This is a genomic window from Chryseobacterium sp. MDT2-18 (genome assembly GCF_030815285.1).
Classification (GTDB): Bacteria; Bacteroidota; Bacteroidia; order Flavobacteriales; family Weeksellaceae; genus Kaistella; species Kaistella salivictor.
This window is the reverse complement of record NZ_JAUSWQ010000010.1, coordinates 1-22,588: the sequence shown is the minus strand read 5'-3', so window position 1 is coordinate 22,588 and position 22,588 is coordinate 1. Positions and strand designations below refer to the sequence as shown.

Genomic DNA, 22,588 nt, shown 5'->3' with positions numbered 1-22,588 from the left:
AATTGCTCAATCCCTCAATCCGTTTTAAAAAACATTGGATTCTTTTCTAATTTAAACCAAAAACCCCCTCACAAATTACACAAGACTGCCCAGCTTTGAAAACATACCGTCTTATTTTTACATCCGCCTGATCACAACATCAAATCACCATTCACCACATCACCACTCAAAAACTCAAAAAACTCAAAAAACTCAAAACCCAATCACTCAAAAACCAAGTTCTCACCAATTACCTTCCTGCAAAAAAAATAATCTTTAAATTTGCACCATTCAATTATGGAACACTTACACTTAAAAACCGCCGCTTTTCATACTTTAGGTTGCAAACTCAATTTTGCAGAAACCTCAACCATTGCCCGTCAGCTTACTGGTGCCGGTTACCAGAAAGTCAATTTCGATGAGCCCGCCAACGTCTACATCATCAATACCTGTTCGGTGACCGAAAATGCAGACCGCGAATGCAAGTTTCATGTAAAGCGTGCTATGAAAGCCAATCCCGATGGTTTGGTCGTTATTTTAGGATGTTATGCCCAATTGAAACCGGAAGAAATTTCTGCAATTGAAGGCGTTGATTTGGTCTTAGGAGCCAGGGAAAAATTCAATATTTTGAGTTACCTGGATGATTTGCAGAAATCAGAAAACCACGGAATCATTCATTCCTGCGAAATTGATGAAGCTGATTTCTTCATCGGAAGTTATTCGATTGGCGACCGAACCCGCGCTTTTTTGAAAGTACAGGATGGCTGCGATTACAAATGTACCTATTGCACGATTCCTTTGGCCAGAGGAATTTCCCGCTCCGATACCATAGAAAATGTCGTAAAAAATGCCACTGAAATCGCCCAAAAAGGAATTCGCGAAATCGTTTTAACTGGTGTGAATATCGGCGATTATGGAAAAGGTGAATTTGGAAACAAAAAACATGAACATACTTTTCTGGATTTAATTTCAGAATTAGATCAGGTGGAAGGCATTGAAAGAATCCGTATTTCATCCATTGAACCGAATTTATTGAAAGACGAAAGCATAGAACTGGTGGCGAAAAGCAAGCGTTTTGTGCCTCATTTCCATATTCCTTTACAGAGTGGAAGCGATGATTTATTAAAGAAAATGAAACGCCGGTACCTGACGGGGATCTACACTAACCGGGTGGCTAAAATCCGCCAGGTGATGCCCGATTCCTGTATTGGAGTTGATGTCATCGTAGGATTCCCCGGAGAAACAGAGGAAAAATTCCTGGAAACTTATAATTTCCTGAATGAATTACCTATTTCTTATCTCCACGTCTTTACCTATTCAGAAAGAGAAAATACAGAAGCTGCAGAAATGGAAGGTGTTATTCCAATTCCTGAAAGAAAGCGAAGAAATAAAATGCTGAGAATTCTTTCAGAGAAAAAGAAAATGGCTTTCTACGAAACCCAGCTTGGAAAAACACTTCCTGTCCTTTGGGAGCATGAAAATAAAAACGGAATCATGTTCGGTTTCACCGAAAATTATGTCCGCGTGCAAAAGCCGTTCGATGAAAATTCCATCAATCAAATAGAAATTTTAAAGCTCAAAACAATATTGGCCGATGGAACTGTTTCTGTATTTCCGGCTTTTGAGGAATTTCTGGCAAAAATATAAATGTAGTTTAACTAAATTTAAACAGACTCTAAAACTTAGAGTCTGTTTAAGTTTTAATGCTATCATTCATTTCCATTCTCTGAATAAAATCTTAATTTCTCTTCATTTCTTAATTTAAAATAAACAGGCATATTAGTTTTTTTTTAAAACCGCAAAAGAGCCAAAAGCTTTATCTTAATTTATTTTTCAAAAGGTGGCAAAAGGTGGTGTGAATTATTTTTCCAACCACATAGTCACAAAGTCAACAGTTGTTCTTAAGTTTTTATGCTGCAAAAAAGTTCAGGAAGATCTGCGCAGTAATCCCGGACAAAATCTTAATTTCTCTTCATGTCTTAATGTTTAAAAATAAACAGGCATACTAGTTTTTTTAAAACCGCAAAAGAGGCAAAAGCTTTATCTTAATTCGTTATTCAAAAGGTGGCAAAAGATGGTGTGAATTATTTTTTAAACCGCATAGTCATAAAGTCAACAGTTGTCCTGAAGTTTTTACGCTGCAAAAAAGTTCAGGAAGATCTGCGCAGCAATCCCGAATAAAATCTTAATTTCTCTTCATTTCTTTTCCACCCTTTACGGTTGAAGAAAAAGAAAATTTCTTTTTTTAAGCAAATTGAGACAGGCTCTGAAACATCCATCATTTATTTCTTCAGGTTTATTTTTTTCCCATATCTAAACTTTCGAACATATTCGGGAAATACATGAGGAGAATAAAATAGAAAATAATCATCAGGACAATCACAGCGATTGCAATAATTACGATGGGTGCGGGTTTATTTTTATCAGTTGGTTCCATGATTTTTAAGTTAAAGATTCCCTTATGGAGCATCAATTTTTACACCAGATTGATCAGGCATTTCCGTCTGCACTTTTTCCATCGGAATTTTAGAAAACCGTGGCTGCAGAATTTTTGCGATTAAGCCCGTCCAGCCGGTTTGGTGCGATGCTCCTACTCCACGGCCGTTATCACCATGAAAATATTCATAAAACAAAATGTAATCCTTGAAGTCTGGATCTTCCTGAAATCTCGGATATTGTCTGTTAAAAGGACGTTTCCCGTTTTCATCCATTAAAAAAATCGCAGCCAACCGTTTTCCCAGAAAATCTGCAATCTCATCTAAATTCAGGTAATTTCCGCTGCCGGTCGGGCATTCTACTTTAAAATCGGGACTGTAATAAAAGAAGAAGCGCTGCAGGCTTTCAATAATTAAAAAATTAATGGGAAACCAAATGGGTCCCCGCCAATTGCTGTTGCCGCCAAACATATCGCTGTCACTTTCTGCCGGGAGATATTTCACGGTATAATCGGTTCCGTCTAAATTAATATGAAACGGATTTTCTTCATATTCCTTTGATAAAGCCCGCACGCCATAATCGCTCAGAAATTCTTTTTCATTCAGCATTCTTTCGAGCAGTTTTTTCAGCCGGTGGCCTCTCAGTAAAGAAAGTAAATGTTTGGAATCGTCGCCTTTCACCTGCCAGTGGGAAACGAGGGCAGCCAACTTCGGTTTGTTTTTCAAGACCCAGTCCATTCTTTCTTTGAAAGCGGGTAATCTATCGAGCATTTCTTCATCGATGACCTCTACGGCAAACATGGGAATCAAACCTACGATGGTACGGATCCGCATAAACATATTGGTACAGTCTTTCAACTGCAGCGCGTCATAAAAAAACTCGTCCTGATCATCCCACAGCGAAAAATCATTTTCTCCCATATTGTCAAGTGCATTGGCAATACTTAAAAAATGTTCAAAGAATTTGGTGGCCATATCTTCATATACTTTATTATACAAAGCCAGTTCCATGGCGATTCTCATCATATTCAGTGAGAACATCGCCATCCAGCTGGTACCGTCGGCCTGTTCTAAATTCTCCCCATACGGCAGGGTTTCATTTCGGTCGAAAATTCCGATATTGTCTAAACCCAGGAAGCCGCCTTCGAAAATATTATTTCCATTATTGTCTTTTTTGTTGACCCACCAAGTGAAGGTCATCAACAGTTTCTGAAAAACCCCTTCCAGAAATTCCAGGTCAGGTTTTCCTTTGAGGACTTCATCAATTTTAAAAACCCTGAAAGCTGCCCAGGCATGAACCGGCGGATTGACATCGCTGAAATCCCATTCATATGCCGGCAACTGACCGTTCGGATGCATAAACCATTCGAGGGTCAACAGTTTCAACTGCTGTTTGGCAAAATCAGCATCGATAATAGAAAAACTCAAAGTATGAAAGGCCAGATCCCAGGTCGCAAACCACGGATATTCCCATTTGTCGGGCATCGAAATGATATTCAGAGAATTAAAATTCTCCCAATTTTCATTGCGGATATGTCTTCGGGATTTCGGGGGCGGGATTTCAGCAGGATCACCTTCTAACCATTTTTCAATATTGTAATGGTAAAACTGTTTGCTCCACAACATTCCCGCGAACGCCTGCCGCTGTACCAATTTTTCATCATCGGTTTTTACGCCCTTCTGTACCTCTTTATAAAAATCATCGGCTTCTGTTTTCCGCTGTGAAAAAATTACATCAAAATCTGCAAACGGCTGGTCAAGATCCCGGTCGCATAACCGGAATTCAAAAACCTGTGTCGAATTTGCAGGGATTGTTTCATCGATAAAGAAAGAGGCCTTGGTGCCATTATTTTCATTATTAATGGCGTTTTCATTTCCATTAATAATGAAATCATTGATGCCGTCTTTGCAATATTTTCCGGCATTTATAGACTGAAATAACCGCTTATAATTGGTTTCATTATCGCAGAAAAGAACGTCAGAAGTTTGTTTAGCGTAGATGTTTTTTATGGTTAATTCTTTATGATTAACTGCAATCTGATCCGAATTTACCGCGTTTAAATGAGGCCGGTAATCATCGTAACCCCAACTCCAGGTATTCCTGAACCAGATGGTGGGCAGAAGAATCAAAGGAGCGTCTTTCGACGATTTATTGGTCACCGTAATTTTGATAAGCATATCTTCGGGAGAAGATTTGGCGTATTCAATAAAAATATCAAAATATTCATTCCGGTCAAAAATCCCGGTATCGATGAGTTCATATTCCGGATTTTCTTTTCCGGCCTGTTCATTTTTAAGGATTAAATCTTCATAAGGAAAAGCGTTTTGAGGATATTTATACAACATCTTCATGTAAGAATGCGTGGGCGTATTGTCCAGATAATAGTAATATTCCTTCACATCTTCCCCATGATTTCCCTGGCTGTTGGATAAGCCGAACAGCCGCTCTTTGATCCTGCTGTCTTTTTTGTTCCAGAGACCTAAGGAGAAAACGAGCAGCTGTTTATCATCAGAAATTCCGCAAATTCCCTCTTCGCCCCAGCGGTAAGTTTTTGCTTCGGCAGTATCGTGGCTGGTGTAATTCCAGGCATCACCATCGGCACTGTAATCCTCGCGAACCACTCCCCATTCGCGATTGCTGACGTACGGACCCCATTTTTTCCAGGCAATATCGGGGAGTCTTTTATTTTCTTCAGTCATCCTGTTTTGAGTTTTAAAGCCAATGGTTATGTAGAAATTCTTCCATCGGAAACAATGATTATGCAGTGAGAAAGGCAGTTTTACTGATGATCAAAACCACCTTATAAAAATCTTGAAAATTTTTTACAATCCTTAAAAAAAGGAAAATTTATCCGCCCGTTGAGAAAGATTCGAACGTGGTCATTCCTCCATCGATAAAGATACTGGTTCCTGTAATATAATCTGCCAGATCGCTCGCCAGAAATACCGCCAGATTCCCAATATCCTGAGGCTGACCAATTCTGTTATACGGAACCAGTTTGAGCAAAGAATTCAATTCCTCCGATGTTTGCCACGCATCTTTATTGATTGAAGTCTGAATCGCGCCCGGACAAATGGAGTTCACGCGGATTTTATCTGCGCCATACTCCTGCGCCAAAGTCTGCATCAACATCCTGATCGCCCCTTTACTCGACGCGTAATTGGCATGGCCAGCCCAGGGAATAATTTCGTGTACGGATGAAATATGAATGATTTTTCCGCAGGCGACCGAACGGGAGGGATCAATTCCTCTTCTGAGAAATTCTTTCACGGCTTCCCGGGCGCATAAAAACTGACCGGTTAAATTAACCCCAATCACGGCATTCCATTGATCCAAATTCATTTCGGTAAACTTCGCATCTTTTTGAATTCCGGCATTGTTAACTAAAATATCAACGGTACCTAATTGTTCTACAACCTCCTGAAACATTTTTACAACCTCGTCTTCTTTGGAAACATCGCATTGGTAAACGATTCCATTTCCCCCATTATTGGTGATTTTTTTCAGAATGGCACTGGCTTTTTCCAGAGAACCTTCTGAGGGATAATTAATGACAACCGTAGCGCCTGATGCTGCCATCGACTGGGCAATCCCGGCTCCGATTCCGCTGGAAGAACCGGTGATTATGGCGACTTGATTTTTAAGAGAAACTTCCATAGCATAAGTTTAATATTAAAGAATAGAAACTATCGAGCCAAATTACGCCGCGCCGCCAGACTTGCCCGATATTTTAATGGTGATAAACATCTTCATACCTAACGCCTGCTTCAATTCTGACCGGTAAAAAATTCTCCGCCGGAACAATCGGGCAGTTGTAATCGAAAGCGTTATACGCACAATAGGGTTGGTAGGATTTGTTGAAATCTAAAATAATGACATCGTTTTTCGGGATTTTCAAATCCATGTATTTCCCGCCACCATAGGTTTCTTTGCTGTTAGTCAAATCCCGGAAGGGAAGAAATAGATAGTCTTTGTATTTTTTCGTCTTTATTAATGCTAAGTTTTGATAAAGCGTTAAAGTTAATTCCTGACCATCTAAAACAAATGTCGCTTTGCCGAATTCCCGATAGGTTCTGGTTTTTCCGGAAGACGTGGGAAGTTCAAAAGCTACTGGATTTTCAGTTTTGATGAATTTGGCAGAAACGCGGTACTTTAAATCAACAGGAAAGAAAGGATGCTTTTTGAAATTGGTAAAATTACTTCCCCTCAAGGGAGTTTCCTTTGGGTTTAAATATTCTGCGTTCAACTCTGTCTGAAACTTTTCAACATCAGAAAACTCCTTTTCCTGAATGTTTGAAACGCAGGAGGTCAGCAGAAAACCCATCATTAGAATGAAGAAATTTTTCATTTCTTGTAGTATTTTTTTCTGATGGTTTCGTAGTAACTTTCGTCTGCAGAAACGTAAAAAGGCATTTCGATATAATTCTGATCCCGGTACATTCCGAGATGCAGATAAACCGGTTCTGTAGATTTTTCAGTCTTTAATTTAAAATTTAAAACATCCATGAAATCTTTGGGCGACTTTGTAGTATGGGCAGAAACCAACTTTTCTACTGTTACTTTTCCATTTTTATAATAAAGGTAATTGCAGGATCTTTTTAGGGAATCCGGGGACAACTTTGCCTGGAATTTTTTCGAAATGTTAAATCCTTCAAATGCAGAATAGTCTTTATTTTCACATTTTTTAAAATAGGTTTCAACAAAATCCTGGGCAATCTGTTTTCTTTCTTTGTTCATTTTATTTACTGAAACTACGTCATATCGCGAGTTGCAACTTCCCAGCAAAAAGGGAATCATCCACAGGAAATAGATTTTCTTCATTCTAATTAATTTTTACTTTATAAATATCGGTTTTATTTCTTTTAATATTTTTGATCCAGAATCCACCTTCTTCCGGAATTTCTTCTTTTAAATCAAAATTAGTACACGCTTTTGGCAACCCGGAAAAAACCAGGGTAAACCAATAATCTTTCATGGGTGGGACTTCTGTCCAGTAAGGAAAAAGAGAAATATTCTCGTGGTGAATCAAAGTGCTTTTATGTCCCAAGCTCTCATCAATCAGAAAGGTAGATGGCCAGATACGGATCAGCATATCCAAAAAAGGAGTCGCCGGAAAACAGCAGTGTACGATGACCTGCTTTTCCAGTTCTACTTTGGGCTGAAGTGCTGCCAGCAGTTCCGGTGAAATTTTGGGTTTGGTAATGGTTGTCATTTTTAAATAAGCAATGGGTAATGGAAATGAGTAATTGCTAATTATCGAGTTCGAGTATTTCTTTGCTATACTTTCTTATATTTTTGATAAGTTCGGGATTATCTGCCAATTTCTGTCCATAGGTCGGAATCATTTCTGTTAATTTTTCTTTCCATTCATTTTGCACTTTTTCAGGAAAACATTTCTCTAAGACCTGAAGCATTGCAAATGCTGCCGTAGAAGCCCCGGGAGAAGCACCAAGCAGGGAGGCGATCGTTCCGCTTTTATTCACAACGACTTCTGTCCCGAATTCTAATTTTCCGCCTTCTTCTTCACTTTTTTTAATGATCTGAACTCTTTGTCCCGCAATTTTCAATTCCCAGTCTTCTGCTTTCGCATCTTTTACAAACTCTCTTAAATGCTGCATGCGCTGTACTTTGGTCATCGCGACCTGCTGTACGAGATATTTCGTCAACGGCAGATTATGCCACCATGCGCCAAACAGGGATTTGATATTTTTTTGATTGACACTTTCCGGTAAATCCAGGTAGCTTCCTTCCTTCAAAAACTTGGTAGAGAATCCGGCAAACGGTCCAAAGAGCAGCGCTTTTTCTCCGTCGATAATCCGCAGATCCAAATGGGGAACACTCATTGGCGGAGCATCCACACCGGCTTTGGTATAGACTTTTGCCTGGTGCTTTGCGATTAATTCCGGGTTATGGGTAACCAGCCACTGGCCGGAAACCGGAAATCCGCCATAACCTTCACTTTCGGGAATATCGGAACTTTCGAGCAGCGGAAGGGCGTAACCTCCGGCACCGATAAATACAAAATCGGCGGTGACATCGCTCAATTTATAATGCATCCGGTCTTTGACTTTCACCGACCATTTTCCGTCAGACAAAGGATCAATATCTTTCACATCATGGTATAAATAAACATCGGTCTGGGAATCTTCTGCTAAAAACCGTCCCATTTTCCGCGTTAATGTTCCGAAATTGACATCGGTTCCCAAATCCATTTTCGTGGCTGCAAGAACTTCGTTATCTTTTCTTTTGTCCATAATTAAAGGAATCCATTGGCGCAGTTTGTCGTGGTTTGTGGTAAATTCCATTCCTTTAAATAATTCAGACTGAATCATTTTTTCGTAACGCTTTCTTAAAAAATCAACATCATCTTTTCCGAAAACCAAACTCATGTGCGGACAGGAATTAATAAAGTCTTTTGGCCGGTCAATATATTTTTTAGAAAGTAAATAGGACCAGAACTGTTTCGAAATTTCGAACTGTTCGGCAATACTTTCAGCTTTGGAAATATCGATGGAACCCTCTTCGTTCTCCGGCGTATAATTGAGTTCACAGAAGGCAGAATGTCCTGTTCCTGCATTATTCCACGCCGCTGAACTTTCCCGGGCAAAGCGGCCGAGTCTTTCAAAAATCACAATTTTCAGGTTGGGATCAAGTTCATGAAGCATGGTTCCGAGGGTGGCACTCATAATTCCCCCGCCGATTAAAACAACGTCGTAATGGGATTGAAGGGCTTTATAATTGGCTGATGTAGGCATATCATTCTATTTTAAGATAACGAATTTCGGTAAAAGTTTTGTTTTAGCTCAAACAAAAGCTGTTAAAAATTCCTTAAACCGTTATTTATAAAAAAATAGGATAACCGCCCGCCTGGATTTGATCAGTTAAAATTCAGAATACTGAATCTGCACTGAAATGCTACTGTCTTATTTTACAATCTGTTTAAATTTGTGTAAAAACCACAAAAGGCACAAAAGGGATATTTCTTTTAAGTTTTTCAAAAAGAGCAAATAAGGAAACTGTCCAAAAAAGTTGTCTTTTTTGGTCTTTAGAGTGTTTTCTTTTTAGATTTTCTTTTGCTCATTTTGCGGTTTAACTATTTTTATCCTTTTTAAACAGGCTCTAAGAGAATGTTTAAAGCAAATTTAAAAAGGATCTTAGATGAAAACAAACAGGATCTTACTTCCCGGACACAGGAATTACATAAAAATACACCGACATAAAATGACAGAACGTTCCTAATAAAACGAACAGATGAAAAATGGCGTGATTGAATTTTATCCGGTGAATGCTGTACAAAGCCGCACCGATGGTATAGGAAATGCCGCCAGAGAGCAACCAAACCAATCCGCGGAAATCCAGATGATACATCAGACTGTCAAAACTGAAAATAATCAACCAGCCCATTCCGACGTAAAGAGCAGTGGATAAAACGGTAAATCTTCCTGTAAAGAAAATTTTAAAAATGACGCCAAACAGGGCAATTCCCCAAACGACCGCAAAAAGCGTATACCCCTCGTGGCCATTCAGCGAGACCAAAGCGAACGGCGAATAAGTTCCGGCAATTAAAACATATATCGCGGCGTGATCAAAGATATTGAGGCGGTATCTTCTTTTCGGATTTTTGGAGGAGTGATATAATGTAGAAGCCAGATAAAGGACAATCATGCTCAGACCAAAGATCGAAAAACTGATGAGAGCCCTTTGACTTCCTAAATCCAGTGCGCGAAACACCAATAAAATGAATGCCACGATACTCAGGAGCAAACCGATAAAATGAGACCAAATATTCAACCGCTCTTCTAAAACTGAATAGGATTGCGCACTATATTTAGTCTTGGTTTTCACTAATTTAAGAGTAAGGTTAATTTTTTAAATTCAGTTTCGGCATTTTTCTCTTTGTATAAAATACCGTAAATGGTATCGATAATCGGTGTTTTCAGTTGTTTGCTTTTTGCCGTATGATACACTGAATCAGCTGCGTAATATCCTTCGGCAATCATGTTCATCGACTGAATGGCCGATTTTACCGTGTACCCTTTTCCGATGAGATTTCCTAAATTCCGGTTACGGGAAAACAGCGAGTACGCCGTCACCAGTAAATCACCGAGATAAGCGCTCTCATTCACATCCCGCGGAACTTCATACACTGCTTCCAGGAAAATCTCCATTTCCCGTACCGCATTAGAAACAAAAACAGCCGTAAAGTTATCGCCATATCCCAAACCGCTAGAAATTCCCGCGCCAACAGCATAAATATTTTTCAGAATCGCACTGTATTCATTCCCTAAAATATCTTTGCTGCAATGAACATTGATAAAGTCAGAAGAAAACAGAGAAAATAATTTATCGGCAACCTCCGCTTCCGCAACGGCAATGGTAAGGTAAGAAAGCCTTTCCATAGCTACTTCCTCCGCGTGACAGGGACCGGCAATTACCGCCTGATTGCGGAAGCCTATTTTAAATTCATCACGAAGGTAATGCGCCACAACATCATTTACCTTGGGAACAATTCCTTTAATGGCAGAAACAAAAATTTTATCCCCGTAATCGCAGGTCATTTTATCCATTGCATCTGAAAGATAAATGGACGGCGTTGCCAGAACCACTACTTCACACGCTGAGACCAATTCATTGATATCGGTAGTGACCTTCAGATTTTTTTGATCAAAAGAAACCGAGGTTAAGTAATTGGGATTATGACCGCGTTGCTCAATAGCCCCTTTTACATATTCATTCCGCACACACCAGTGAACCAGTTTGCTGTTTTCGACCAACATTTTCACGATTGCGGTTGCAAAACTACCACTTCCTACTACTCCAACGGGAATGTTCTGAGTCTGCGATTTTGGGGCTTTCTTTTTTGTCATAATTAAAAAAACTTTGGTGCTGTTCAGAAGTTCTGAACAAACGGGAATCTTCCGCACAAAGATATTAAAGGTTTCTGAAATAGGACAAACAATTGTTTTGTAATAAACTGAACAAAATCATCCCGCACAGTGCCCGCAAGAAAAACAGCTTTTAAAAATATTTTATAAATTTGCAGTCTCAATTTTTTGACAACTAAGTGTTTAATAATGAAGAATTTTATAAGCAGTAAAAAAAACATCAGTTTAATCCTCGGAGTCCTGGTATTGGTCATTTTCGGACAGGCTCTCTTTATCGGAAAGCTCTATTCGGAAAAAGACGATAAATCGTACCAGGTCAATTTAGTACCGGTTAAAACTGAAAAAGACAGCATCGATTACCTGGAGTTAAAGAACAACCTGACTTTAGTTGACCACACCGTCCGGGAACTGAATTCCTTTTTGGCCGCAAAGAATTTATCTGACGGTAAAATAGAGATGCTCGCAAAAGACAGTATTTCCAATACGGTTTATCTGGCAAAACAAACCAACCGGTACAGCCAGTATCTGGTGGATTTGCAGAAGAAATTACAACAGGTTCCTTTGGGAATCCCTACCGACGGCTACATTTCCTCACAATTTGGAAAAAGAAAAAATCCGTTCCCGGAAAAAACGGTGATGTTGGCGTCCGTGCATTCCGTAAAAGCTGAACCACAGTACATCGAAGTAAAAGACAGCGTAGGAAATGTGACTAAAAAAATGATCGTTCCCAATCCAAACCAACCATTAGCCGAGAAAAATAACGCCCCCTCCGAAAAAGACCAGATGAAATTCCATAAAGGGCTTGACATTGCGGTGGCTCACGGTTCCGACGTGCGGAGCGCGGCCTCAGGAAAAGTAATTTTTGCCGGCGAAAAAAGCGGCTACGGAAACTGTGTCATTATCTCGCACGGAAATGGTCTGGATACCCTCTACGGCCATCTTTCTAAAATACTGGTCAAAGCAAATGATGTGGTAACGGTAAATGATGTAATCGCAAAATCCGGCAATACAGGCCGTTCCACCGGACCTCATCTTCATTACGAAGTTCACAAAAACAACACGCCGGTCAATCCGAAATTTTTTATGAATCTGTAATCCACTCATTTAAAAATACTGACGCTCCTGAATTTTTCGGGAGCGTTTTTTTGGTGGGAATACTTAAAGATTACCTGCTTTTACAGACAACTATTATTGTTCGTGTTATTGGTGTTAAAAAATTAAAATTATTAAGATTTTCTCTGGAAATGTAAATACAATTGTTAGTTCATTTGAAAAACTTAAAAAAAGATTATCGCTTTTTTGATTCTTGCAGTTTTTAAAACAAATTTAAACAGACGCGCTTTTGTAAAAACATTCCTGGCGTTGGTGTTAAAATTACAGTTTAAAGGCCACCATTAAGCTTTCGGTTTTCTAAACCCTTTTTTGAAATCAGAAAGAATTTCTTTTCCCAGGTTTGAACCCATAGTTTAGAAAAAATTACTGAAATTTGCAGTCGCCCAAAAAATGAAGCTGAACTATGAAATTATGTATTGCTGAAAAGCCAAGTGTTGCCCGGGATATTGCCAAAGTTTTGGGAGCCGACCAACCCAAACAGGGATACTTCGAAGGCAACGGCTATTGGGTAACCTGGACGTTTGGTCATCTTTGTACCCTCAAAGAACCACATGATTACAGTCCGCATCTTAAATCGTGGAACCTTATTTTCCTTCCCATCATTCCGGAGCCTTTCGGGATAAAATTAATAGAAAACCCGGGGGTTGAAAAACAGTTTAAAATCATCGAAAAACTAGTTGCTGATTGCGAAGAAGTCATCAATTGCGGGGATGCCGGGCAGGAAGGTGAGGTGATACAGCGCTGGGTTCTGCACAAAGCGAAATGCAAAAAGCCCATCAAAAGACTTTGGATTTCTTCACTGACCGAAGTGGCCATTAAAGAAGGATTTGCCAACCTGAAACCTTCGGAAGACTATCATAACCTCTATCAGGCCGGGAATGCACGCGCTATTGGCGACTGGCTTTTGGGAATCAACGCCACCCGTTTGTTCACCCGAAAATTTGGCGGCAACAAAAGTGTTCTTTCCATTGGACGGGTTCAAACCCCTACTCTCGCCATGATCGTTCAGCGACAAAAAGAAATTGACGCCTTCAATACCGAAGAATACTGGGAACTGAAAACCAAATACCGCGACGTCATTTTCAATGCGGCCATCGACCGTTTAAAAACGAAAGAAAAAGCCGAAAAAGGGCTGGAATACCTGAAACAGAATCTTTTCGAAATCATCTCTTTTGAAATTAAAGAAGGTAAAGAGAAAAATCCAAGACTCTTTGATTTGACGGCTTTACAGGTGGAAGCCAACCGTAAATTTGGTTTTTCTGCGGAGAATACGTTGAAATATATTCAGAGTTTATACGAAAAGAAACATACGACCTATCCGCGTGTGGATACCACTTACCTTTCCGAAAGTCTGCATCCGCAGATACCGGCTATTCTGCAGAGCATGAATTTTTACTGGGAATTAACCGCTCCGCTTTTAGCCCAGCCGATTCCCAAATCTAAAACTGTTTTTGATGATACCAAAGTGACTGATCACCACGCGATTATTCCGACCGAAATCCCGCCTTCTTCCAGTTTAAGCAGAGAAGAAAAGTTGATTTATGATTTGGTCGCGAAACGGTTTATCGCCGTTTTTTACCCCGAATGTAAAATCTCAAATACTTTGGTGGAAGGCCAGGTTGGCACCATTCCCTTTAAAACAACCGGCAGACAAATTCTGGAACTGGGCTGGCGCGAAGTGTACAGTAAAGAAAAAGACGATACCGAGAAAAAAGAAAAAGAGGAAGAACAATTGATTCCCGAATTTAAAGCCGGGGAAAAAGGACCGCACAAACCATTCATCCATCAGGGAAAAACAAGTCCGCCAAAAGCGTATACAGAAGCAACCTTACTCCGGGCCATGGAAACCGCCGGAAAACAGGTGGATGATGAAGAACTGCGCGAAATGATGAAAAACAACGGCATCGGAAGACCTTCTACCCGGGCGAATATTATCGAAACACTTTTCCGAAGAAAATACATCGAGCGTAAGAAAAAAAACATCTTCGCCACTTCCACCGGCGTCGAACTGATCGATACGATCCAGGATGAACTGTTAAAAAGCCCTGAATTAACGGGAGAATGGGAATTTAAACTCCGTAAAATAGAGCGCGGCGAATATGAAGCCAGTCAGTTTAAAGAGGAACTGATTGCAATGGTGACCGATCTCACCCGAAAAGTCATCAACGAAAAGGCAAAAGTAATTTCCTTTCAACAGGAAGTGCAGCCCAAAGAAAAGAAAGACCCCACGCCGCGAAAAACGGTTGCCATTATCTGGGAAGAAACCGATTGTCCGAAATGCAGGGAAAACAAACTGATGAAAGGTAAAACCGCCATCGGCTGTTCCAGTTATAAAAGCTGTGGTTTCAAACTTCCATTTATCGTGTTCGGAAAGAAACTCACCGAAAAACAGATTCAGGATATTATCATTAAAGGGAAATCGAGTAAACTTAAAGGATTTACAGAACATCCCGAAAGGTTAACGGAAGGCATTCTGCGCCTCACAGAATCGGGGACCGTCGGGTTGCAGACCGAATAGCATTCCCTTCTTTCCCGCCGAAGCATCTTCCTGATTGCTCCTGCTAAAATATTGGCACGGTGCAGTTATTCACCTGCTTATGATTCCATTCCAGGATCACCATTGCCGGACAGGCGTATTTCCGCTGTTCTCTGAAATTCTGACTGTCATCAATCATTGTTAAAGTGACCAATTTCAGTAATTCCAAGTCTTTAAATCCGTAAATTTGAGTAAAATAAAAACCAAAAATATGGGACAGTTACAAGACAAAGTCGCCGTTATTACCGGCGCGGGTTCAGGGATTGGTAAAGCAACCGCATTGCTGTTTGCAAAAGAAGGTGCAAAAGTGGCGGTAAGTGACCTCAATGAAACTCACGGAAATGAAGTGGCAGCACTGATCAGAAACAATGGCGGCGAAGCCCTGTTCGTGAAGGCCAATTCAGCAAGTCCGGAAGACCATGAAAGACTGGTAAAAGAAACCGTTGAAAAATTCGGTGCTCTGCACCTTTCAGTAAACAATGCCGGAATTGGAGGCGAGATCAACAAAGTAGAGGAAATGTCTGTGGAAGGTTGGGAAAAGGTAATTGCAGTCAATCTTTCCGGCGTCTTCTTCGGGATGAAATACCAAATCCCCGCCATGCTGAAAGCCGGTGGTGGAAGCATTATCAATATTGCTTCTATTTTAGGACAGGCGGGTTTTGCAAATTCTGCGGGATATGTGGCAGCCAAACACGGCGTAGTAGGTTTAACGAAAACCGCAGCCTGGGAACACGGTCCTGAAAACATCCGCGTCAACGCAATAGGCCCCGGTTTCATTTATACCGGTATGGTCAATGAAGAAAGCATGGGGAAAGAAGCCATTAACCATCTGGAATCCAAGCACGCATTCGGCAGGCTCGGAACAGCAGAGGAAGTTGCGGCGATGTGTCTGTTTTTGGCCTCGGATGCAGCCTCATTCGTTACGGGAAGCTATTACGCGGTAGATGGCGGCTATCTGGCAGTTTAGTACTGATGTTTGAAATAATAAAGCAGGCCTGGAAATATTCGGACCTGCTTTGTTATATAATGCTATATGCTCAATTTAAATTGCTGAAACCGGATAATCAGTATATCCTTTTTCTCCCGGGGTATAAAAAGTATCGGGGTCCGGAGCAGCCAGAGCGGCTCCTGCAGCAAACTTCTTCACCAAATCGGGATTGGCAATAAAAGGTCTTGCAAATGCGACCAAATCCCCTTTTCCGGCTTTAAGATCCGCTTCAGCACGGTCCGCATCGTATCCTCCGGAAAGAATAATGGTACCTCCAAATTCTTTTCTTATCGCATCTTTTACAGATTGCGGAACAGTTGGCGTCCCCATGGATGAATGATCGACCACATGGATATATAAAATACCGATAGCTTTCAATCCTGCAGCCAATTGGGCGTACTGTTCCCCGGTCGTTTCATCGGGTAACATTTCACCAAAAGCTCCAAAAGGAGAAAGTCTGATCCCTGTTTTGTCTTTACCGATGGCATCTGCTACGGCCTCAGCTGCTTCGAGCACCAGACGGTTGCGGTTTTCTATGGAACCGCCGTACGCATCAGTACGCTGATTGGAAGCCGTATTTAAAAACTGCTCCAGCAGATAGCCGTTCGCCGCGTGCAGTTCCACCCCATCAAATCCGGCAGCAACCGCTGATTTTGCAGCGTGTACAAATTCAGCAATAATCGTGGGGATTTCGACTGTTGCCACTTCTCTTGGGACAGGAAGAGATTGCATAGCTTCCTGATCGGTGTACATCTGGGTGTTTACTGCTGCTATGGGAGAAGCTCCAATGACTTCCGCTCCTTCGGGCATGTTCAATGGATGGCTTATCCGGCCGGTATGCATCAGCTGTACAAAAATTTTACCGCCAGCCTGATGGACGGCATCGGTGACTTTCTTCCAGCCTGCAATTTGTCCGTCGCTGTAGATACCCGGTATTCTGGCATAACCCAAACCGTTTGGGGAAGGAGCGGTTCCTTCGGTAATAATCAATCCTGCGCTGGCGCGGCTGCCATAATACTGGGCCATCAGATCATTCGGAATATTTCCGGTTGCCCTGCTTCGCGTCATGGGTGCCATAACAATGCGGTTCTTTAAGGTAATACTGCCCAGTTGATAAGGGCTGAAAAGGGTTTCTAATGAATTCATAATCTGTATTTTAATTAATGGGTTCTGCCATCGCGTGTCATAAAAAAGAGGATCTATAAAACGTGTTCTCTTCTATTTTTCGGATTTCCGGTTCAATATTCTTTGAATAACCTCTATGCAATTTACAATTATATTCTGAAAGAATTAAAGAACTTCATTTCTCTGTCCACTGGTATTTTATTTGAAATCAGTACCTTTGCACCCAATAGGATAAACCTAAAAGTTACCCGTTAAAACATACAATTTTAATAAAAAGGAGGTAGAACTCCTTGATAACATTACCTTATGACAATAGACAAAAACCACGTAGTAGCGCTTCATTACACGCTGAACGCCATTGAAGAGAACGGTGAAAAAACTTTCATTGAAAAAACTGATGCCGAAAACCCTTTCACTTTCCTGTATGGCGTAGGAATGATGTTGCCGAAGTTTGAAGAACACCTTCAGGGAATGGTTGCAGGAGATCAGAAATCTTTCACCATCACGCCGGAAGAAGGCTATGGCGATATCATCGAAAACGCAATTGCGCAGCTGCCAGCAGAAATGTTTGCACAGTCGGGAATGCCGCCAATCGGCGCGATGCTGCCTTTACAGGACGCTCAGGGAAACCATGTAAGCGGCGTTGTTTTAGAAGTTACTCCGGAAGGGGTAACGGTTGACCTTAACCATCCGATGGCGGGGAAAACCTTACACTTTGATATCGAAGTAGCTTCCACGAGACCGGCAACAGAGGAAGAGCTGGCGCACGGTCACGCTCACGGCGCTGACGGAAACGAAGAACACTAAACGACCTTTTTATTCAAAGAAGCTGCGGTTATTCCGCAGCTTTTTTTGTACCTACCAATACGATATGAGCTTTTGGAGGCAGACCAAACGCATTGCAACTGCCCTGTTTTCTTCAATAAATCTTAGATCCACTTCATCAGTATAAAAGTTCAGAAATAATTTTGAATAAACTGAAATTCAATGAACTGTATTTCAATGAACGAAGGGTTATCATGCAGACGAGGCTTTCACCTTGAATTTTATCTGGGACAACCTAAGCGCCAGTTTAAAATTTAACAAAATTAATTTTCCCAATTTCTAAAGGCTTTAATTTTGATGAATTTTTCCGCCTTTTAGAGTCGGGGTAAAAGAAAATTTTTTTTTATAAGCAAATTTAAAGAGGTTTTAAACCAGATTTATCTTAATCCTGTACTTGCAGAAATTGTAAAAAAAGCCCACCACCAACCTCTATTCTCCAGCAACTGATGATTCATTGAGCAAAGTTTATTGATATTGAAATTGCAGAAAATCCCGTCATTGATGTATCAGCAAGAATGAATTTTGAAAATACAGTAATTATGAAGAGCAGGTATTTCAATTGCTCAAAGAGTCAGGATATTTTGTGCAGGGAACGGATGGATCAGAACAGTTTGCTTTTTGCGGCAAACACCGCATTGTGAGGAAGACGCGGCGCTGACTGCTGCTTCCTTAGAAAGAAAAGTATGATGCAGGAGCAGCGGATGTTCTTTGTCAGTTGCCGGACTTGCCGTGTTACTCCTCCGTCAGACCCGCCCATAGATAAGTTGCCGAAAACTGTTGCTGCACTGTTGTGGCATGGTGGGTCGTATTAAACTTCACGCAGCCTACGATGAGCAGCCATCCTGCGGGCGGTTCTACCGGGATCCTCCATTCCCGGGCGGAAACCGCGGCGGTTGCGCTGATTTCCATTTCTATTTTCGAAAGTACTTTTAGGGGAACTGACGGGCTATTGAGGTCGGCGGTCATTGCAAAGAGCGTGAGTACTGCTGCACGGCAATTTTTGGGAGGGATGATCTGGGTTTTCCATTTCAGTTCGGGCAGGTGCACCTTCATTTCACCGTTCGAAACCCTTTCTACCTCCGGAAAAAAGTTGGTGCAGCTTTGCCATTCTGCTTTCGGATTAAACGAGAACCCTGTCAAACCTTGGGGATCACCAAATCCTGGGCTGATTGCAGGATTTCCGATGATGGTTTTCCGGATTCTTGCGCGGTGGCGGGCCGCAAAATACTGCAGCGCAGGAATGCCCAACTCCTTCAATAATTTCAGCCGGAACGTCTTTTCCCTGGCGCTTACCAGTCCGAAAACTCCTGCTGCCGCTTTGGTTTGGGGCGACTGCTTCACGCTGTCGGGTTTCAAGCGCACGAATATGCGGTCGCCATCATTTACAAAAACAATATTGCCGATGGCACCGCTCAGGTTGCCGTTTTTCTTTAAATTTGCCATAACGATTTCCTTGTGAGTTGGATTAACATCAAGCGCCCGTCAGAAAAACTCTATTTCTACTAACGATCAGCGGATTAAGTCCGATAAAGATACAATTAAAAACCATTATAAAAGCATTGCTCCTCCAATATTCTATTGGAGTTTTATTGGACTTATATTGGAGGAATATTGCAGATAGGTGGAAGCACAGTACAAGCACAGTACAAGCATTGATACAGAAACCCAGAAGGAAAAACGAGGCTGTCCCCGTCCTGAACTCACAATACAGATCAATCAATAAATCCGGATACTGTAAAGAAGAACAATTGCAAATCAGTGTACGTTAGGGATTGTTTTCAACAATAATCACCCTGGGTAAAAGATAACCTGCGAAAGCTGGCCACGGCGGTTCAAAGTCTTCGCAGCCGTGCACTGCATTATTTAAAAGATCCTGTTTTTATCCTCCGCTCCGTTTGAAACTGCAAAACACAAAGTTCTGCTCCGTTCCAAACGGAGTTTCATGATTTTCCGTTCTGCAGCTTAGTTTTTCGAAACCTTCTGCGAAAACAGAGACAAGTGTTTCTGTGGTATATTGTCTGACCGGAAGACCGCTGCATTTTTCCGGACCATTTTCTGAGAATGTCCCGATCACCAGATAACCGCTTACCGCCTGTTCAGCAATATCCACATATTTTTTAACCTGCGTTTCTTCGGTCAGGAAATGGAAAGTCGCGCGGTCGTGCCAAACATCGTAGGTCGTTTCCGGTTTAAATTCGGTAATGTCGCTCACGATCCATGTCACCTTTCCGGCTTTTTCGCCCAACCTTTTCTTTGCTTTTTCAAGCGCTTTAGCGGAAATATCCAGAACGGTGAGGTTTTCAAACCCCTCATCGAGCAGAAAATCCACCAGTTTGCTGTCGCCACCGCCGATATCGATCATCTTTGCGGAACGGTCTAATCCAAACGAGTGGATCAGCGCCAGTGAAGTTTCCGGAACTTCCTGGGTCCAGCTTACTTCGTGTGGGTTTTTCGTCTCATATACCTTTTCCCAGTGCTCTTTTCTTTCTGTATTCATTTTGCAGGGTTTTTCCGGTAGATTACAATTTAATGCGGCAATTTCTCTCTGATATAGCCATACACCCAGGTTCCGGCAATCGCGCTGAGCAGTGTTACCACGACCACGGTAGCGCCGGTACCGATTTGCGCAAACAGCGGCCCCGGACATGCACCGGTAAGCGCCCAGCCGAAACCGAAAATCAATCCTCCATAGATATGGCCTTTATTGAAGGTCTTTTTATGGAAGATGATTTCTTCCCCGTAAATCGTTCTGATATTGAATTTCTTGATCAGCCAGATGGAAATCATCGCCACCAGAATTGCACTGCCAATGATGCCGTACATGTGAAAAGACTGCATGCGGAACATTTCCTGGATGCGGAACCAGCTGATCACCTCCGCTTTTATAAATAGAATTCCGAACAGGATGCCCAGCACAAGATATTTAATGTTATGATACCCGCGGTGCTGTAACCGGCTTTCGTTCACACACATGGTATCCAGTGATCTCAGTTCCAGATCGTCTTTGGTTTCTATATTTTTCTGCATTTTTTTAATTTTAAAGGGAAAGAATAATGGGTAGTAACACATTGGCCATCAGAAATCCGCCTATCATAAAGCAGACTGTAGCAATTAAACTCGGAAGCTGCAGATTGGCAATTCCCATGATCGAATGTCCGCTGGTACATCCTCCGGCATAACGGGTACCGAATCCTACCATAAAGCCGCCGCCTACCATCATCACAAAACCTCTCAGTGTAAATAAAGACTCCCAGTTCATGAGATCCACGGGAACCAGGTTGCTGTAATTGGTGATGCCATATCCTGCAAGTTCCTTAGCCAAATCCGGATGAACATCTATGGGATGGGGATCTGAAAAGAAAAGCATGGTGATCACGCCGCCCAGGAAGATCCCAAAGACGAAAAAGAGATTCCATACTTCTTTTTTCCAGTTGTATTTAAAGAAGGGAATATTGGCCGGCAGACACGATGCACAGATATGCCGCAGCGAAGAAGAGATTCCAAATGATTTGTTACCGAGGATTAAAAGCGCCGGAACGGTAAGTCCGATCAGTGGTCCCGCGACATACCACGGCCACGGCTGCTGAATAAATTCTGTCATATTTTGTTAAGGGATATGCTGCAAATTTACAGATTATATCTTCTTAATGAAAGCAGACCTCACTGCCATTCGTACGCTGACTAAAGCTGAAATCACCAAGCCGGCTGAGGCACAGATACGCCACGCACTTCTTAGCGCGTGGGACGGATTTCCGGTATATTCAGGAACTGTCTGGACACAGAATGACAACGAAGATTTACACTCATGTGAGCACCAAGAGCCTGCAGCAGATAAAAAGTCCGTTTGATGATTTGTACAATATTTTCGCTATTTTAGCGAGGCAATAATGTATGACGATAATCATACATATACACCCAAATCGGGTGGCTTTGTATGACTGTGTCATACATATAAACGAGTTATGCGTCATTTTAAAAAAGCCGTTTTGAAAATAAAAGTATTTTTCTTGATTTTGATTTTATTTAGTTCTTGCTCAAAAGACAAAAGTTTTGTATTAGCCGAAAATTCTGGAGAAATTAATGATATAATTAGAGTTGTTATTATTGATGATAAAATTGAGGCAACAAAAATTAATAATACTGTTATCATTGAAGATATTTATAAAAAAGAAATTATAGATTCACGAAAATACATTAAAAAAGATTCGCTATATATTGTTCCACCATATAATATGGATATATTAAGTTTATTTCATTTATGGGGACCTCAATCTAAACCCCTTGGATTTGACAAAAAAGATTTACAATATCTTTTGTCGCAAAATTCAAATCCTGATTCTTTAAAATTACCTCAAACAATTTTGAAAGGGTTTCATCACTCCACAAAAAAAGAATATGAGCAGGAAAATGCAAATGGAAATTATCAGAGTTATTATACTTTTACAATTCCTTATCTTTCACAAGATAAAAAAACTGCATATGTTGAGTCAAATTATTCCTGCGGTAACACGTGCGGAAACGGAATGGCATTTTTTTTACAAAAGATTAATGGAAAATGGACAGTGATTGAGAAATGGAAAACTTGGATGGGATAAGAAACGCCGCATAACATTATGCCGAATAGAAAAAAGGCCTAACACGTAAAAATGTTAGGCCTTTTTGCTATTCGGTGTTCAGCGACGCCACTCATTTTTCATAGGT

22 protein-coding genes are annotated in these 22,588 nt (G+C 41.2%); 7 read left to right on the top strand and 15 right to left on the bottom strand.

The genetic code is table 11. The features are described 5' to 3' along the window. The first annotated feature begins 276 nt into the window (after positions 1–276). Positions 277–1,626, top strand: a complete 1,350-nt coding sequence (mtaB, locus tag QF004_RS10660) for a tRNA (N(6)-L-threonylcarbamoyladenosine(37)-C(2))-methylthiotransferase MtaB (protein ID WP_133440211.1) — start codon at positions 277–279, stop codon at positions 1,624–1,626. Between the two features lie 649 nt (positions 1,627–2,275). On the opposite strand, the gene QF004_RS10655 is transcribed toward mtaB, so the two are convergent. The 9 genes from QF004_RS10655 to QF004_RS10615 form a co-directional block, all read right to left on the bottom strand. Beyond that, on the bottom strand, positions 2,276–2,416 hold the full coding sequence (locus QF004_RS10655; RefSeq protein WP_165983209.1) for a hypothetical protein: 141 nt from the start codon (positions 2,414–2,416) through the stop codon (positions 2,276–2,278). Between the two features lie 22 nt (positions 2,417–2,438). Then, complete coding sequence (locus QF004_RS10650) at positions 2,439–5,114, bottom strand: glucosidase (RefSeq protein WP_307426054.1); 2,676 nt, start codon at positions 5,112–5,114, stop codon at positions 2,439–2,441. 148 nt (positions 5,115–5,262) lie between these two features. Next, a complete protein-coding gene (locus QF004_RS10645; protein WP_307426052.1) occupies positions 5,263–6,072 on the bottom strand; it encodes a glucose 1-dehydrogenase in 810 nt (269 codons plus the stop codon). A 73-nt stretch (positions 6,073–6,145) separates the two neighbouring features. Next, positions 6,146–6,763, bottom strand: coding sequence for a DUF1684 domain-containing protein (locus tag QF004_RS10640; protein WP_246012333.1), 618 nt, complete (start codon positions 6,761–6,763; stop codon positions 6,146–6,148). Continuing rightward, positions 6,760–7,236: a hypothetical protein gene (locus QF004_RS10635; protein ID WP_133440208.1), complete on the bottom strand. Its 477-nt coding sequence runs from the start codon at positions 7,234–7,236 to the stop codon at positions 6,760–6,762. The genes QF004_RS10640 and QF004_RS10635 overlap by 4 nt, the downstream gene beginning before the upstream one ends. Before the next feature lies 1 nt (position 7,237). After that, positions 7,238–7,627 (bottom strand): hypothetical protein, encoded by a 390-nt coding sequence (locus QF004_RS10630; RefSeq protein ID WP_133440207.1) that lies wholly within the window; start codon positions 7,625–7,627, stop codon positions 7,238–7,240. A 37-nt stretch (positions 7,628–7,664) separates the two neighbouring features. Next, positions 7,665–9,170: a malate dehydrogenase (quinone) gene (gene mqo, locus QF004_RS10625; protein ID WP_307426049.1), complete on the bottom strand. Its 1,506-nt coding sequence runs from the start codon at positions 9,168–9,170 to the stop codon at positions 7,665–7,667. Positions 9,171–9,591: 421 nt separating this feature from the next. Beyond that, positions 9,592–10,260, bottom strand: a complete 669-nt coding sequence (locus QF004_RS10620) for a hemolysin III family protein (RefSeq protein WP_307426046.1) — start codon at positions 10,258–10,260, stop codon at positions 9,592–9,594. Continuing rightward, positions 10,260–11,282: an NAD(P)H-dependent glycerol-3-phosphate dehydrogenase gene (locus tag QF004_RS10615; RefSeq protein WP_307426043.1), complete on the bottom strand. Its 1,023-nt coding sequence runs from the start codon at positions 11,280–11,282 to the stop codon at positions 10,260–10,262. Before QF004_RS10615 ends, QF004_RS10620 begins: the two co-directional genes overlap by 1 nt. A gap of 207 nt (positions 11,283–11,489) precedes the next feature. On the opposite strand from QF004_RS10615, the gene QF004_RS10610 reads away from it, so the two are divergent. Together QF004_RS10610 and QF004_RS10605 are read left to right on the top strand one after the other, a co-directional pair. Further along, the gene (locus QF004_RS10610; RefSeq protein ID WP_307426039.1) at positions 11,490–12,395 is read left to right on the top strand and encodes a M23 family metallopeptidase; all 906 of its coding nucleotides are present in this window, start codon (positions 11,490–11,492) and stop codon (positions 12,393–12,395) included. A 421-nt stretch (positions 12,396–12,816) separates the two neighbouring features. Beyond that, positions 12,817–14,931 (top strand): type IA DNA topoisomerase, encoded by a 2,115-nt coding sequence (locus QF004_RS10605; protein WP_307426037.1) that lies wholly within the window; start codon positions 12,817–12,819, stop codon positions 14,929–14,931. Between the two features lie 43 nt (positions 14,932–14,974). On the opposite strand, the gene QF004_RS10600 is transcribed toward QF004_RS10605, so the two are convergent. After that, positions 14,975–15,118, bottom strand: coding sequence for a hypothetical protein (locus QF004_RS10600; protein ID WP_307426035.1), 144 nt, complete (start codon positions 15,116–15,118; stop codon positions 14,975–14,977). Positions 15,119–15,160: 42 nt separating this feature from the next. Here QF004_RS10600 and QF004_RS10595 point away from each other — a divergent pair, with 42 nt between their 5' ends. Further along, the gene (locus QF004_RS10595; RefSeq protein WP_133440201.1) at positions 15,161–15,916 is read left to right on the top strand and encodes an SDR family NAD(P)-dependent oxidoreductase; all 756 of its coding nucleotides are present in this window, start codon (positions 15,161–15,163) and stop codon (positions 15,914–15,916) included. 75 nt (positions 15,917–15,991) lie between these two features. Here the strand turns inward: QF004_RS10595 and QF004_RS10590 are convergent, their stop codons facing one another. Next, the gene (locus QF004_RS10590) at positions 15,992–17,083 is read right to left on the bottom strand and encodes an alkene reductase (RefSeq protein ID WP_307426031.1); all 1,092 of its coding nucleotides are present in this window, start codon (positions 17,081–17,083) and stop codon (positions 15,992–15,994) included. Positions 17,084–17,368: 285 nt separating this feature from the next. On the opposite strand from QF004_RS10590, the gene QF004_RS10585 reads away from it, so the two are divergent. After that, entirely contained in the window at positions 17,369–17,869 is a 501-nt protein-coding gene (locus tag QF004_RS10585; RefSeq protein WP_133440199.1) for a peptidylprolyl isomerase, read from the top strand. 750 nt (positions 17,870–18,619) lie between these two features. On the opposite strand, the gene QF004_RS10580 is transcribed toward QF004_RS10585, so the two are convergent. From QF004_RS10580 to QF004_RS10565, 4 genes are all read right to left on the bottom strand, one after another. Then, the gene (locus QF004_RS10580) at positions 18,620–19,330 is read right to left on the bottom strand and encodes a hypothetical protein (RefSeq protein WP_307426027.1); all 711 of its coding nucleotides are present in this window, start codon (positions 19,328–19,330) and stop codon (positions 18,620–18,622) included. A gap of 436 nt (positions 19,331–19,766) precedes the next feature. After that, on the bottom strand, positions 19,767–20,384 hold the full coding sequence (locus QF004_RS10575) for a trans-aconitate 2-methyltransferase (RefSeq protein WP_133440197.1): 618 nt from the start codon (positions 20,382–20,384) through the stop codon (positions 19,767–19,769). A 29-nt stretch (positions 20,385–20,413) separates the two neighbouring features. Further along, positions 20,414–20,914, bottom strand: coding sequence for a DUF6691 family protein (locus QF004_RS10570; protein WP_133440196.1), 501 nt, complete (start codon positions 20,912–20,914; stop codon positions 20,414–20,416). 10 nt (positions 20,915–20,924) lie between these two features. After that, the gene (locus tag QF004_RS10565; RefSeq protein WP_307426022.1) at positions 20,925–21,488 is read right to left on the bottom strand and encodes a YeeE/YedE family protein; all 564 of its coding nucleotides are present in this window, start codon (positions 21,486–21,488) and stop codon (positions 20,925–20,927) included. Positions 21,489–21,574: 86 nt separating this feature from the next. Between QF004_RS10565 and QF004_RS10560 the strand changes: the two genes are divergently transcribed. Together QF004_RS10560 and QF004_RS10555 are read left to right on the top strand one after the other, a co-directional pair. Beyond that, on the top strand, positions 21,575–21,775 hold the full coding sequence (locus tag QF004_RS10560; RefSeq protein WP_307426284.1) for a tyrosine-type recombinase/integrase: 201 nt from the start codon (positions 21,575–21,577) through the stop codon (positions 21,773–21,775). Positions 21,776–21,873: 98 nt separating this feature from the next. Beyond that, a complete protein-coding gene (locus QF004_RS10555; RefSeq protein WP_133440188.1) occupies positions 21,874–22,482 on the top strand; it encodes a hypothetical protein in 609 nt (202 codons plus the stop codon). The last annotated feature ends 106 nt before the right edge of the window (positions 22,483–22,588 follow it).